The 12,946-nt window shown below is 59.9% G+C and carries 15 protein-coding genes; 14 read left to right on the top strand and 1 reads right to left on the bottom strand.

Translation table 11 applies throughout. From position 1 onward, the window contains the following. Window positions 1-40: 40 nt before the first annotated feature. The 12 genes from mazG (at window position 41) to rpoS (ending at window position 10,949) form a co-directional block, all read left to right on the top strand. Window positions 41-838: a nucleoside triphosphate pyrophosphohydrolase gene (gene mazG / locus BN1124_RS16395; protein WP_042643635.1), complete on the top strand. Its 798-nt coding sequence runs from the start codon at window positions 41-43 to the stop codon at window positions 836-838. 141 nt (window positions 839-979) lie between these two features. Beyond that, entirely contained in the window at window positions 980-2,617 is a 1,638-nt protein-coding gene (gene pyrG, locus BN1124_RS16390; RefSeq protein WP_042643633.1) for a glutamine hydrolyzing CTP synthase, read from the top strand. Window positions 2,618-2,706: 89 nt separating this feature from the next. After that, on the top strand, window positions 2,707-4,008 hold the full coding sequence (eno, locus tag BN1124_RS16385; protein WP_042643631.1) for a phosphopyruvate hydratase: 1,302 nt from the start codon (window positions 2,707-2,709) through the stop codon (window positions 4,006-4,008). A gap of 229 nt (window positions 4,009-4,237) precedes the next feature. Then, a complete protein-coding gene (gene ftsB, locus BN1124_RS16380) occupies window positions 4,238-4,555 on the top strand; it encodes a cell division protein FtsB (protein WP_033128836.1) in 318 nt (105 codons plus the stop codon). Beyond that, window positions 4,548-5,249, top strand: coding sequence for a 2-C-methyl-D-erythritol 4-phosphate cytidylyltransferase (ispD, locus tag BN1124_RS16375; RefSeq protein ID WP_042643629.1), 702 nt, complete (start codon window positions 4,548-4,550; stop codon window positions 5,247-5,249). Before ftsB ends, ispD begins: the two co-directional genes overlap by 8 nt. Before the next feature lie 113 nt (window positions 5,250-5,362). After that, window positions 5,363-5,839 (top strand): 2-C-methyl-D-erythritol 2,4-cyclodiphosphate synthase, encoded by a 477-nt coding sequence (gene ispF, locus BN1124_RS16370; RefSeq protein WP_042643627.1) that lies wholly within the window; start codon window positions 5,363-5,365, stop codon window positions 5,837-5,839. Beyond that, a complete protein-coding gene (truD, locus tag BN1124_RS16365; protein WP_042643626.1) occupies window positions 5,839-6,897 on the top strand; it encodes a tRNA pseudouridine(13) synthase TruD in 1,059 nt (352 codons plus the stop codon). Before ispF ends, truD begins: the two co-directional genes overlap by 1 nt. Beyond that, on the top strand, window positions 6,878-7,639 hold the full coding sequence (gene surE / locus BN1124_RS16360; protein WP_042643625.1) for a 5'/3'-nucleotidase SurE: 762 nt from the start codon (window positions 6,878-6,880) through the stop codon (window positions 7,637-7,639). Before truD ends, surE begins: the two co-directional genes overlap by 20 nt. 4 nt (window positions 7,640-7,643) lie before the next feature. After that, entirely contained in the window at window positions 7,644-8,261 is a 618-nt protein-coding gene (locus tag BN1124_RS16355; RefSeq protein WP_042643623.1) for a protein-L-isoaspartate(D-aspartate) O-methyltransferase, read from the top strand. Then, window positions 8,258-8,839 (top strand): YqaA family protein, encoded by a 582-nt coding sequence (locus tag BN1124_RS16350; protein WP_042643621.1) that lies wholly within the window; start codon window positions 8,258-8,260, stop codon window positions 8,837-8,839. The genes BN1124_RS16355 and BN1124_RS16350 overlap by 4 nt, the downstream gene beginning before the upstream one ends. 9 nt (window positions 8,840-8,848) lie before the next feature. Next, window positions 8,849-9,919 (top strand): LysM peptidoglycan-binding domain-containing protein, encoded by a 1,071-nt coding sequence (locus BN1124_RS16345; protein ID WP_042643619.1) that lies wholly within the window; start codon window positions 8,849-8,851, stop codon window positions 9,917-9,919. Window positions 9,920-9,965: 46 nt separating this feature from the next. Further along, entirely contained in the window at window positions 9,966-10,949 is a 984-nt protein-coding gene (gene rpoS, locus BN1124_RS16340; protein ID WP_042643617.1) for an RNA polymerase sigma factor RpoS, read from the top strand. A 68-nt stretch (window positions 10,950-11,017) separates the two neighbouring features. Here the strand turns inward: rpoS and tsaD are convergent, their stop codons facing one another. After that, window positions 11,018-12,031, bottom strand: a complete 1,014-nt coding sequence (gene tsaD / locus BN1124_RS16335) for a tRNA (adenosine(37)-N6)-threonylcarbamoyltransferase complex transferase subunit TsaD (RefSeq protein WP_042643615.1) — start codon at window positions 12,029-12,031, stop codon at window positions 11,018-11,020. Between the two features lie 179 nt (window positions 12,032-12,210). On the opposite strand from tsaD, the gene rpsU reads away from it, so the two are divergent. Both rpsU and BN1124_RS16330 read left to right on the top strand, forming a co-directional pair. Then, a complete protein-coding gene (gene rpsU, locus BN1124_RS21015; protein WP_005309452.1) occupies window positions 12,211-12,426 on the top strand; it encodes a 30S ribosomal protein S21 in 216 nt (71 codons plus the stop codon). A gap of 14 nt (window positions 12,427-12,440) precedes the next feature. Further along, entirely contained in the window at window positions 12,441-12,884 is a 444-nt protein-coding gene (locus tag BN1124_RS16330) for a GatB/YqeY domain-containing protein (protein ID WP_033128826.1), read from the top strand. The last annotated feature ends 62 nt before the right edge of the window (window positions 12,885-12,946 follow it).

Raw genomic sequence — 12,946 nt, 5'->3', positions numbered from 1 at the left:
CCGGTTGTTCTTTGACCCTATTTGATGAAGTGAACCCCTTATGTCCCCACGTTACGACTTGCCCCAGTTGCTCGACATCATGGCTCAATTGCGCGATCCGAACGGCGGTTGCCCCTGGGACCTCAAGCAGGATTTCCAGACCATAGTCCCCCACACCCTGGAGGAGGCCTACGAAGTGGCCGATGCCATCGAAACCCGGGATTGGGAGGGATTAAAGGGTGAACTCGGCGATCTGCTGTTCCAGGTGGTGTTCTACGCCCAGCTTGGCAAGGAGCAGGGGCTGTTCGATTTTGCCGATATCGTCGATACCGTGAGCGAGAAGCTCATCCGCCGTCATCCCCATGTGTTCGCCGAGGCGAACCTCGAGGACGAGCAGGCGGTGAAGCAAAACTGGGAGGCGGAGAAGGCCAAGGAGCGGGCGGCGCTGGACAAAGAGAGCGTGCTGGATGACATCCCGCTGGCGCTGCCGGCCCTGAGCCGGGCCGCCAAGATCCAGAAGCGCTGCGCCACCGTCGGCTTCGACTGGAAGACCCTGGGCCCCGTGGTGGACAAGATCCACGAGGAGATCGAGGAGGTGATGGAAGAGGCGCTGATGGTCGATGTGGACGAGGCACGGGTGAGCGACGAGCTCGGTGACCTGCTGTTTGCCACCGTCAATCTGGTGCGCCATCTGGGCAAGGATCCCGAGCAGGTACTGCGGGCCGCCAACACCAAGTTCGAACGTCGTTTTCGTCAGGTTGAGCAGTTTATTGCCGCGGAAGGCTTGAAAATGACCGATTGTACCCTGGAGAAGCTCGATGCTGCCTGGGACAAGGCCAAGGAAACCGAGCAAAGTTGATTTGGCGCAAGACGGGGGCGCGGCGAGCCTGATAGATTTTTGTTCATTGTTTGGGAGAGGGGGTTTTGGTATACTGTTTCCCCGTCCTGCTTCATCCCCGAAGCACCCCTTAAAAATCCCTAAACTTCTTTCAGGTTCAGCATGACGACAAAATATATTTTTGTAACTGGTGGCGTTGTTTCATCCCTCGGCAAAGGCATTGCCGCAGCTTCTCTGGCAGCCATTCTGGAAGCCCGTGGTCTGGATGTGACCATCATGAAACTGGACCCCTATATCAACGTGGATCCGGGCACCATGAGCCCGACCCAGCATGGTGAAGTGTTCGTAACCGAGGACGGGGCCGAGACCGATCTGGATCTGGGTCACTACGAGCGTTTCATCCGCACCAAGATGACCCGTCGCAACAACTTCACCACCGGCCGTATCTACGCCGACGTGCTGCGCAAAGAGCGCCGTGGTGACTATCTGGGCGCCACCATCCAGGTCATCCCGCACATCACCAACGCCATCAAGGAGCGGGTGATTGCCGGTGCCGAAGGCCATCAGGTGGCCATCGTCGAAGTGGGCGGTACCGTAGGCGATATCGAGTCCCTGCCGTTCCTCGAAGCCATTCGTCAGCTGGCTGCCGAAGTGAGCCGCGACAATGCCATGTTCATGCACCTGACCCTGGTGCCTTACCTGGCCGCCGCCGGCGAGGTGAAGACCAAGCCGACCCAGCACTCAGTCAAAGAACTGCTCTCCATCGGGATCCAGCCGGACGTGCTGATCTGCCGTTCCGATCGCGCCATTCCGGCCAACGAGCGTGCCAAGATCGCCCTGTTCTGCAACGTGCCCGAGCGCGCCGTCATCTCCATGAAAGACGTCGACTCCATCTACAAGATCCCGGCGCTGCTAAAGTCCCAGAATCTGGATGACTACTTCATCGCCCGTTTCGGTCTGGCGTGCAAAGAAGCCGACCTGTCCGAGTGGGAACAGGTTGTCTACGAAGAGGCCAACCCGACCGCGGAAGTGACCATCGGCATGGTGGGCAAGTATGTCTCCCTGCCGGATGCCTACAAGTCCGTCAACGAGGCGCTCAAGCACGGTGGTCTGAAGACTCGTCTGTCTGTCAACATCAAGTTCATCGACTCCCAGGACATCGAGACCCGTGGCGCCGAGCTGCTGGAAGGTCTGGACGCGATCCTGGTGCCGGGTGGCTTCGGTGAGCGCGGCGTGGAAGGCAAGATCCTGGCCGCCCAGTATGCCCGTGAGAACAAGATCCCTTACCTGGGCATCTGCCTCGGCATGCAGGTTGCCATGATCGAGTTCGCTCGCAACGTGGCCGGCATGACTGGCGCTCACTCCTCCGAATTCAAGAAAGATTGCGCTTATCCTGTCGTTGGCCTCATCACCGAGTGGGTGGATGAAGAAGGCAACGTCGAGACCCGTACCGAGAAATCCGATCTGGGCGGCACCATGCGTCTGGGTTCCCAGCTCTGCCACCTGGTCGAAGGTTCCAAGGTGCGTCAGATGTACGGCAGCCCGACCATCTATGAGCGCCACCGTCACCGTTATGAGGTGAACAACAAGCTGCTGCCGCAGATTGAAGCGGCCGGCCTGAAGGTCACCGGTCTCTCCGCCGACAAGAAGCTGGTGGAAATTATCGAGATTCCGGATCACCCTTGGTTTGTAGCGGCGCAGTTCCACCCGGAGTTCACCTCGACTCCCCGCGATGGACACGCCCTGTTTGCCGGTTTCGTGAAGGCTGCCGGTGAGTATCAGAAGCGTAATTTGAAGTAATTTAAAATAAATGCGGTTGAGGCTCTGTGCCGCAGCCGCTTTTTTTGGCATATTTTTGTTGTTTTTTTACGAAACCTGAGGAAATACACATGTCCAAGATCGTTAAAGTGATCGGTCGTGAAATCATCGACTCCCGTGGTAACCCGACCGTTGAGGCCGAAGTTCATCTGGAAGGTGGTTTTGTTGGTATGGCAGCCGCTCCGTCTGGCGCGTCCACCGGTTCCCGCGAAGCGCTGGAACTGCGTGACGGCGACAAGAGCCGTTTCCTGGGTAAAGGCGTACTGAAAGCCATTGCCGCCGTCAACGGCCCGATCGCCCAAGCACTGCTGGGTAAAGATGCCAAGGATCAAGCCACTCTGGACCAGATCATGATCGATCTGGACGGTACCGAGAACAAATCCAAGTTTGGCGCCAACGCCATCCTGGCCGTTTCTCTGGCTGCCGCCAAGGCTGCTGCTGCCTCCAAGGGCCTGCCGCTGTACGCTCACATCGCCGAGCTGAACGGTACCCCGGGTGTGTACTCCATGCCGCTGCCCATGATGAACATCATCAATGGTGGTGAGCACGCCGACAACAACGTCGACATCCAGGAGTTCATGATCCAGCCGGTTGGCGCCAAGACTCTGAAAGAAGCCATCCGCATGGGTGCCGAAGTGTTCCACAACCTGGCCAAGGTACTGAAGTCCAAGGGCTACGCTACCGCCGTTGGTGACGAAGGTGGCTTCGCGCCTAACCTGAAGTCCAACGCCGAAGCGCTGGAAGTGATCGCCGAAGCCGTTGCCGCTGCCGGTTACAAGCTGGGCACCGACATCACCCTGGCCATGGACTGCGCTGCTTCCGAGTTCTACGACGCCGAGAAGAAAGAGTACAACCTGAAGGGCGAAGGTCGTATCTTCACCTCCAACGAGTTCTCCGACTACCTGGCCGACCTGACCACCAAGTTCCCGATCGTCTCCATCGAAGATGGCCTGGACGAATCCGACTGGGATGGCTTCGCCTACCAGACCAAGGAACTGGGTAGCAAGATCCAGATCGTGGGTGACGACCTGTTCGTAACCAACACCAGCATCCTGAAGCGCGGCATCGACAACGGTATCGCCAACTCCATCCTGATCAAGTTCAACCAGATCGGTTCCCTGACCGAAACTCTGGCTGCCATCAAGATGGCCAAAGACGCTGGCTACACCGCCGTCATCTCCCACCGTTCCGGTGAGACCGAAGACGCGACCATCGCCGACCTGGCCGTGGGTACCGCTGCTGGCCAGATCAAGACCGGTTCCATGAGCCGTTCTGACCGTGTTGCCAAGTACAACCAGCTGATCCGTATCGAAGAAGCCCTGGGTGCCAAGGCTCCGTTCCGCGGTCTGAAAGAAGTGAAAAACCACGCTTAATGCCGAGTTTCACTTGAGCTGTACAAAGCCCCGCCACCTTGTGGCGGGGCTTTTTCGTCTCTGCTGCCTGAGCGGTACAAAGCCTCACCACCTTCCCCGTCTCGGTTTTTCATATCCGCCCCCGGATCCCGCCCGTTTTTTTATTCCCCCTTACCCGTCTGGCACACCGGCTTCCTTTTGTCTTGCCTGCGAATATGGGAAACTAGGCCGCTTGAAGGAGATTCAGTGCATGCGGCTATTCACTCTTATCCTGCTCTTCCTGTTGGGAGGGCTGCAGTATGATTTCTGGCTGGGGAAGAACGGCCTCTCCGACTATCGGGAACTCTCCGATGCCATCAACCGGCAGCAGCAGGACAATCTGACTCTCAAGGATCGCAACAATTTGATTTATCGTGAGATCGACGATCTCACCTCGGGCCTCGAGGCCATCGAGGAGTTGTCGCGCAACGATCTCGGTTACATCAAGCAGGGTGAGACCTTCTACCGGATCATTCCCAAGGAAAAAGACCAGGTAACAGAGCCGGACGGTGCGCCATACGATGACTGATCACCACCGCAGGCAGATAGCCACCGGCTTGACCGCCATAGTGCCGGCCGCCGGTATCGGCAGCCGCATGGGCGCCGAGTGCCCGAAGCAATACCTGCCGCTGGCGGGGAAGACCATTCTGGAGCATACCCTCGGCTGTCTGTTGTCCCACCCGGCCATCGCCCAGGTGATAGTGGCGCTGGCGCCCCACGATGGCTGGTTCGATGCACTGCCCATCGCTGCCGATCCACGCATCCTGCGGGTCGAAGGCGGTGCGGAGCGCGCCTACTCGGTACTCAATGCCCTGCAGGTGGCGAGCTCGGACTGGGTGCTGGTGCACGATGCCGCCCGTCCCTGCCTCTGTCACGGCGATCTCGATGTGCTGATCGCGGCGGCCCTGACGTGCGATGGCGCCATCCTCGGCAGCCGGGTACGCGATACCATGAAGCGCACCGACGCGGCTGGCAACATAGTGGCGACCGTCGAGCGCGAACAGCTCTGGCATGCACTGACCCCGCAGATGTTCCCCACCGTCCGCCTCAAGCGCGCGCTGGAGGAAGGATTGGCGCTCGGCGCCAGCATCACCGATGAGGCCTCCGCCATGGAGCGGGCCGGTTTCCCGGTGCGGATGGTGGAAGGGCGCGCCGACAATATCAAGGTGACCCGGCCGGAGGATCTCTCTCTGGCGGGGCTGTTTTTAAGCCAGCAGGCATAATCCGTCCTCGCGACGAAGTGACTTGAAGGAGCAGGCATGATCCGCATTGGTCATGGTTTTGATGTGCACGGCTTGGATGAGAAAGGTTCCTATATGTTGGAGGGAAGTCAGGCATGATGCGGATTGGACACGGTTTTGATGTGCACAAGTTTGGCGGCGTCGGCCCCTGTATGCTGGGCGGCGTGGCGGTGCCCTATGAGCAGGGTTTGCTGGCCCACTCCGACGGTGATGTGGTGCTGCACGCGGTGAGCGATGCCCTGCTCGGTGCCATCGGCGCCGGCGACATCGGCCGCCACTTCCCCGATACCGCCGCCGAGTTCAAGGGGATCGACAGTCGCATCCTGCTGCGGGACGTCTATGCCCGGGTGCGGCAGGCAGGCTATGCCATCGGCAACCTGGACGTGACCATCATCGCCCAGGCTCCCAAGATGGCGCCCCATATCGATGCCATGTGCGCCGTGCTGGCGGCGGATCTGCAATGTGATTTGAACCGGGTGAACGTCAAGGCGACCACCACCGAACAGCTTGGTTTTACGGGGCGCAAGGAAGGGATTGCCACCGAAGCCGTCGTCTTACTGGTGAAACAATAATGTTGGAACAGCTTAGCTATCTGCACGGGGCGCCGACCGCTCGCGGAATCCTCAAAGCCGAGGCCAGTGACTTCGTGGTGGTCGAGGATCTCGGCTTCGAACCCTGCGGTGAGGGTGAACATATCTTCGTGCGGGTGCGCAAGACCGGTGAGAACACCGCCTGGGTCGCGGGTCTGCTGGCCGACGCGGCCGGGGTCAACCGCAATGCGGTGACCTGGGCCGGCCTCAAGGATCGCCACGCGGTGACCGAGCAGTGGTTCGGCATTCACTTGCCGGGCAAGGGTGAACCCGATCTGTCGGTCATCCAGAGCGACAGCATCCAGATCCTGCAGGCCAAGCGTCACAACAAGAAGCTGCGGGTCGGTTACCTCAAGGGCAATCACTTCACCCTGCGCCTGACCGGCATAGAGCAAGCCGATGGGCTGGCATCCCGCCTGCAGGCCATCGCCAGCCAGGGGGTGCCGAACTATTACGGCGAGCAGCGCTTCGGTCGCGGTGGCAACAACCTGGAGGCGGCCAAGGCGATGTTCGCCGGCAAGCGGATCAACGATCGCAACAAGCGCTCCCTCTATCTTTCCGCCGCCCGCAGCATGCTGTTCAACGCCATCGTCAGCGCCCGCATCGAGCAGGGGCTGGCTCACCAGCTGCTGGCCGGTGATTGTCTGATGCTCAAGGGCAGCCACTCCATCTTCAGCGAGGAGGCGGTGACCCCCGAGCTGGAGGCGCGGTTGGCCTCGGGTGACGTGCAACTGACCGCTCCCCAGTGGGGCCGTGGCCGGCTGGCCAGTCAGGGCGCCGCCGCCGAATTCGAACTGGGCGTGCTGGCCGCTTACCCCGACTGGTGCGCGGGCCTGGAGAAGGCCGGGCTGGATCAGGACAGACGCCCGCTGCTGCTGCAACCGGAAGGGATGAGCTGGGAGCTGGGCGCCGACGCGCTGACCCTGTCGTTCTTCCTGCCGGCGGGCGCCTTTGCCACCAGCGTGGTACGCGAGTTAATGCAGGCCGAAGAGGCCGATCACGGTTTCAGGAACCCAACCGATGCGAATTCTGGTCAGTAATGACGATGGAGTACATGCCGAGGGGATCCTTGCCCTCAGCACGGCACTGACGGCCTGTGGCGAGGTCATTGTGGTGGCGCCGGATCGCAACCGCAGTGGCGCCAGTCATTCTCTGACGCTGGAAGTGCCGCTGCGGGTCACCCGCATCAGCGATGCTGCCTTTCACGGGAGCAAGAGCTATGCGGTCAAGGGAACGCCGACCGACTGCGTGCACCTCGCGGTCAACGAGCTGGTGCGCCCCGAGCCGGACATGGTGGTGGCCGGTATCAACCACGGCGCCAATCTGGGGGATGATGTAATCTACTCGGGCACGGTAGCGGCCGCGACCGAGGGACGTCACCTCGGCTTCCCGTCGCTCGCCATCTCCCTGGTGGGCAAGACCCACTTCGCCACGGCGGCCCACTATGCGGCCCAGCTGGTGCGAGGCCTGATGGTGCACCCCTTGCCTGCCGACCAGATCCTCAACGTCAATGTGCCGGATCTGCCGATCGAGCAGATCAAGGGGATCAGGGTGACCCGTCTTGGCAATCGCCATCGGGCCGAGGCGGTGATCCGTACCGAGGATCCCCGTGGTCAACCCATCTACTGGATAGGCCCGCCGGGCAGCCAGCAGGATGCGGGGGAGGGCACGGATTTCGCCGCCATCGAGCAGGGTTATGTCTCCATCACCCCCTTGACCATCGACATGACGGCCTATGGCAGTCTGGCGAGTCTGGGAGCCTGGCTGGATCTGCAGGGATGACGCGGTGATCGTACAGCGCCTGTTGAATCAGCTGATCGCTCAGGACATTCGCGATTTCCGCGTGCTCGCGGCGATTGCGAAAGTGCCGCGCCAGCTATTTGTGGATGAAGCCATGGCGCACAAGGCCTGGGACAACACGGCCCTGCCCATCGGTCAGGGCCAGACCATCTCGCAGCCTTACATAGTGGCGCGGATGACAGAGCTGCTGATCCAGAACAATCCGGCCCATGTGCTGGAGATAGGCACGGGCTCCGGTTATCAGACCGCCGTGCTGGCTCACCTGGTGGAGCATGTCTATACGGTGGAGCGGATCAAGTCGCTGCAATTCCTGGCCAGGCGCCGGTTGCGTCAGCTCGATCTGCACAACGTCTCGGCCAAGCATGGCAACGGCTGGCTTGGTTGGCCCAACAAGGGGCCGTTCGACGCTATCCTGGTGACGGCGGCGGCGAGTGAGGTGCCCAAGGCCCTGACCGATCAGCTGGCCGATGGCGGCCGCCTGGTGTTGCCTGTGGGTGACAGCCAGCAGACGCTGCAGCTGATCGAACGTTCTGGCTCCCAACTGACCAGCCGGGTGCTGGAGCCGGTGCGTTTCGTACCTCTTGTCGACGGAGATGTCGAGTGACGCTGTTTTCCCGCCTCTATGCCGTGGTGATGCGCTGGGCTCGCCATCAATACGCACCTTATTATCTGGCGATCACGGCCTTCATCGAGTCGGTGTTCTGGCCCATTCCGGTGGATGTGATGCTGGCCCCCATGGCACTGGCCAAGCCCCGGCGGGCCTGGCACTATGCCGCCCTGGCGACCCTGTGCTCGGTATTGGGGGCGCTGTTTGGTTACCTGCTTGGCTATGCCTTATGGGATCCCGTGGTGCAGCCGCTGGTGGTCTCGGTCGGTTATGAAGACAAGATTTCCCTGGCCGAGCAGTGGTTTGAACAATGGGGCATCTGGGTGATTTTTATTGCCAGTTTCACGCCGATCCCCTACAAGGTGTTTACCGTCACGGCGGGCCTGCTCCACATGGCGCTATTGCCCTTCATCCTGACCTCGCTGATAGGTCGTGGCATGCGCTTCTTCCTGGTGGCGGGCCTGATGCGCTGGGGCGGTGAGAAGATGGAGCGCAAGCTGATGCACTATGTGGATGTGCTGGGTTGGCTCTGTATTGGTTTGGCCGTTGCGGCCTATTTCTGGTTTAGTCGTTAAGGATCCACTATGCGTTCGCGTGTTTGGCAAGGTAGCAGTGTTGTCGTGTTGTCGTGGCTGCTGCTTGCCTGCTCTTCCAGCAAGACTGCTGCTCCGGTACAGAGTCTGGGCAATGATCCGGTCGCCTCGACCATACCGACGCGTCAAGGCATGACCAAGCCCGTCATTCCGGGTGGCGGTTACACTGTGGTCAAGGGGGACACCCTCTATTCCATCGCATTCCGCTCGGGCATGGATGTCGCGTCCCTGGTCAGTCTCAATGGCATCAGCCCCCCCTACAACATCTATCCGGGTCAGCAGCTCCGGCTGGATGGTGCATCATCCGGTACTGTGGTGAGCGCAGCGAGTGTTGCCAGCCATGGCAGCGTGGCCAGTAACGGCACTTATGAAGTGCGCCGTGGCGACACGCTGAGCAGCATTGGCCGCCAGTTCAACGTATCCAACCAGACGCTGGCCCAGCGCAACAATCTGCAGGCACCCTATGGACTGCATGTCGGCCAGGTGCTGAGCGTGCCGTCGTCCAGTGTGGCGAGCGGCGGTCAGATGGTGGCGGTGACGACACCGGCTGTGACCAGTTCCGGCCCCAAACCGCTGGCGACCGCACCAGCAGGTACGACCACCCCATTCATCTCACAAAAAAGCATTGCTCCGGCATCTTCAACAGCATACGCTCAGTCGACAGAACAAAAAAACAGCAACTCCCAGTCGACACTCTCGTGGCACTGGCCGACACAAGGCCGGATCGTCGAAGGTTTCTCTGTTGCGGAACAGGGGAACAAGGGTATCGATATCTCGGGCCAGAAGGGGCAACCCATCTACGCCGCGAGCGGTGGCAAGGTGGTCTACGCGGGTAGCGCACTGCGGGGTTATGGCAAGCTGATTATTCTCAAGCACAACGATGACTACCTCTCGGCCTATGCCCACAACGATGAGTTGAGGGTGAAGGAGGGAGACTCCGTCAAGGGCGGGGCTGTCATCGCCAATATGGGTAGCACGGATGCGCCGGATGTGCGCTTGCACTTTGAAATCCGGTACAAAGGCAAGTCAATCAACCCGATGGGCTATTTGCCAAAGCGTTAACCCAGAGAGCTGAGTCTTGCTCTGGTTCAGGTCAGGGAGACATATCATGAGCCAAGAACAACTGGTAATGCAGGATGCAGAGTTAGAGTTCGACGAGGAGCTGGAGTCTCAAGAGGAAGAAGAAGTTCAGGAAGTCGCCGCCGAGGCCGAGGAGACCATCTCCGACGAGCTCATGGTGCCCGAACTGAACAAGGTAATGGATGCCACCCAGCTCTACCTGGGGGAGATAGGATTCTCCCCCTTGCTCACTGCCGAAGAAGAAGTCTATTACGCCCGTCGTGCCTTGCGTGGTGACAAAGCCGCCCGCAAGCGCATGATCGAATCCAACCTGCGTTTGGTGGTCAAGATCGCCCGTCGCTACAACAACCGCGGCCTGGTGCTGCTGGATCTCATCGAAGAGGGCAACCTCGGTCTCATCCGTGCGGTCGAAAAATTCGATCCCGAGCGCGGCTTCCGTTTCTCCACCTATGCCACCTGGTGGATCCGCCAGACCATAGAGCGGGCCATCATGAACCAGACCCGCACCATCCGTCTGCCCATTCATGTGGTCAAGGAGCTGAACGTCTATCTGCGTACCGCCCGCGAGCTCTCCCATCGTCTCGATCATGAACCTACCGCCGAGGACATTGCCCACGCGCTGGATCGTTCGGTCGACGACGTGAATCGCATGCTCAAGCTCAATGAGAAGATCACCTCGGTGGATACCCCCATCGGTGGAGATCGGGACAAGGCGCTGCTGGATGTGCTCTCCGACGAGCGCGGCATGGGCCCGGAGCTGGAGTCCCAGGACGACGACATGCGCGCCAGCATAGTGCATTGGCTGGAAGAGCTTAATCCCAAGCAGCGTGAGGTGCTAGCTCGCCGCTTCGGCCTGCTCGGCTATGAACCCGCGACTCTGGAAGACGTGGGGGCCGAGATCGGCTTGACCCGGGAGCGGGTGCGCCAGATCCAGGTCGAGGGGCTGCGTCGTCTGCGGGAGATCCTGATGGGGCAAGGGCTCTCCATCGAGGCATTGTTCCGCACAAACTAAGCGTTGCAGTCAGAAACAACAAAAAGGGGCCTGAGGCCCCTTTTTTATATTGCAATGGATCCTGTGGATCACACCGGATCCAGGGTGTCCAGCGGCCAGCGTGGCACCGCCTTGATGACCAGGGGTTCAAACACGCCAGCCTTGAGGCGCTGCATGCCGGCGTAGGCGATCATGGCGCCGTTGTCGGTGCAGTATTCGGTGCGGGGATAGAATACCTCGCCCTTGAGGCTCTCCATCAGCTCGGCCAGCTGGGCCCGCAGGTGGCGGTTGGCGCTGACGCCACCGGCGACAACCAGGCGCTGCAGACCCGTCTCTTTCAGGGCACGGCGGCACTTGATGGCCAGGGTGTCGACCACCGCATCCTCGAAGGCGCGGGCGATATCGGCGCGGGTCTGCTCATCGTTGTCATTGGCCGCAATGGTGTTGGCGGCAAAGGTCTTGAGGCCGGAGAAGCTCATGTCGAGGCCGGGTCGGTCGGTCATGGGACGCGGGAAGACGAAGCGCCCCGTGGTGCCCTTCTCGGCAAGACGCGACAGCAGGGGGCCACCTGGATAGTCCAGCCCCATCAGCTTGGCGGTCTTGTCGAAGGCCTCGCCGGCGGCGTCGTCGATGGACTCTCCCAGCAGCTGATAGCTGCCGATGCCGTCGACCCGCACCAGCATGGAGTGACCGCCGGAGACCAGCAGCGCCACGAAGGGGAATTCGGGGGCTTTCTCTTCCAGCATGGGGGCAAGCAGATGACCCTCCATGTGGTGCACGGCGATGGCTGGTTTGTTCCACGCCATGGCCAAGGAGCGGCCTATGGTGGCACCGACCAGAATGGCGCCAACCAGGCCCGGACCGGCGGTGTAGGCGATGCCGTCGATGTCATCCTTGCCCAGCCCCGCCTCTTGCAATGCGGCCTGGATCAAGGGGATCGTCTTGCGTACATGATCCCGGCTGGCGAGCTCGGGGACAACGCCACCGTAGTCCGCATGCAGCTTGACCTGGCTGTATAACTGATGGGAAAGGATCCCTTTTTGATCATCGAAGATCGCGATCCCGGTTTCGTCACAGGATGTCTCTATACCCAATACACGCATTGCTAAAAAATTTCACTGCTAAAATGAGACGGCTATGGTAACCTTCGCGGGTTTTTTAAACCAGAGCGATCTCTACGGGTTTACTTTCATTCCCTGTCCAGAGTATAATTTCGCACCATTTTAAGACATGCTGATCGACTGATGGTCAGCTAACAATATATCACTGAGGTGAAAGGCACATGCCAGTAATCAAAGTCCGTGAAAATGAGCCGTTTGACGTTGCTCTGCGTCGCTTCAAGCGTTCTTGCGAAAAGGCCGGTATCCTGTCTGAAGTTCGTAGCCGTGAGTTCTACGAGAAGCCGACTACCATCCGTAAGCGCGCCAAAGCGTCTGCCGTTAAGCGTCACGCCAAGAAGCTGTCCCGCGAAAACGCACGTCGTATCCGCCTGTACTAATTGGGGATAATGCCGTGTCTCTGAAGGATCAACTCAAGGATCAACAAAAACTCGCCATGCTTGCCAGAGATAAGGCTCGCCTGGGGACGATCCGTTTGTTGATGGCAGAAATCAAGCAGCGTGAAGTTGATTCCCGTATCGAGCTCAATGATGAGGATATCCTCGCTGTCGTGACCAAGATGGTCAAACAGCGCCGCGATTCCATCAGCCAATTTGAAGCTGCCGGTCGTCAGGATCTTGCCGACATCGAGTCTGCCGAGATCTTGGTTCTGCAGGAATTCCTGCCGCAACAGCTGACCGCAGACGAAATTGCCGCGTTGATCGAGCAAGCCATCGCTGAAAGTGGTGCTGCCGTCATGGCTGATATGGGCAAGGTCATGGCTGTTCTGAAGCCGAAGATTCAGGGGCGTGCCGATGTCGGCGCTGTCAGCGCTCAGGTGAAAACCCGTTTGGCATAACAGGCATTTCTCTTGTTAGTCGAAAGAAGCCGTGCTTCCCTGTGAATGCGCGGCTTTTTTAT

Source organism: Aeromonas eucrenophila (genome assembly GCF_000819865.1).
Classification (GTDB): domain Bacteria; phylum Pseudomonadota; class Gammaproteobacteria; order Enterobacterales; family Aeromonadaceae; genus Aeromonas; species Aeromonas eucrenophila.
This window is presented reverse-complemented; position numbering and strand designations above follow the sequence as displayed.

Excerpts from the sequence above, each read along its gene's own strand:
- mazG (WP_042643635.1), top strand. The coding sequence starts at position 41 with ATGTCCCCACGTTACGACTTGCCCCAGTTGCTCGACATCATGGCTCAA.
- pyrG (WP_042643633.1), top strand. The coding sequence starts at position 980 with ATGACGACAAAATATATTTTTGTAACTGGTGGCGTTGTTTCATCCCTC.
- eno (WP_042643631.1), top strand. The coding sequence starts at position 2,707 with ATGTCCAAGATCGTTAAAGTGATCGGTCGTGAAATCATCGACTCCCGT.
- ftsB (WP_033128836.1), top strand. The coding sequence starts at position 4,238 with ATGCGGCTATTCACTCTTATCCTGCTCTTCCTGTTGGGAGGGCTGCAG.
- ispD (WP_042643629.1), top strand. The coding sequence starts at position 4,548 with ATGACTGATCACCACCGCAGGCAGATAGCCACCGGCTTGACCGCCATA.
- ispF (WP_042643627.1), top strand. The coding sequence starts at position 5,363 with ATGATGCGGATTGGACACGGTTTTGATGTGCACAAGTTTGGCGGCGTC.
- truD (WP_042643626.1), top strand. The coding sequence starts at position 5,839 with ATGTTGGAACAGCTTAGCTATCTGCACGGGGCGCCGACCGCTCGCGGA.
- surE (WP_042643625.1), top strand. The coding sequence starts at position 6,878 with ATGCGAATTCTGGTCAGTAATGACGATGGAGTACATGCCGAGGGGATC.
- BN1124_RS16345 (WP_042643619.1), top strand. The coding sequence starts at position 8,849 with ATGCGTTCGCGTGTTTGGCAAGGTAGCAGTGTTGTCGTGTTGTCGTGG.
- rpoS (WP_042643617.1), top strand. The coding sequence starts at position 9,966 with ATGAGCCAAGAACAACTGGTAATGCAGGATGCAGAGTTAGAGTTCGAC.
- tsaD (WP_042643615.1), bottom strand. The coding sequence starts at position 12,031 with ATGCGTGTATTGGGTATAGAGACATCCTGTGACGAAACCGGGATCGCG.
- rpsU (WP_005309452.1), top strand. The coding sequence starts at position 12,211 with ATGCCAGTAATCAAAGTCCGTGAAAATGAGCCGTTTGACGTTGCTCTG.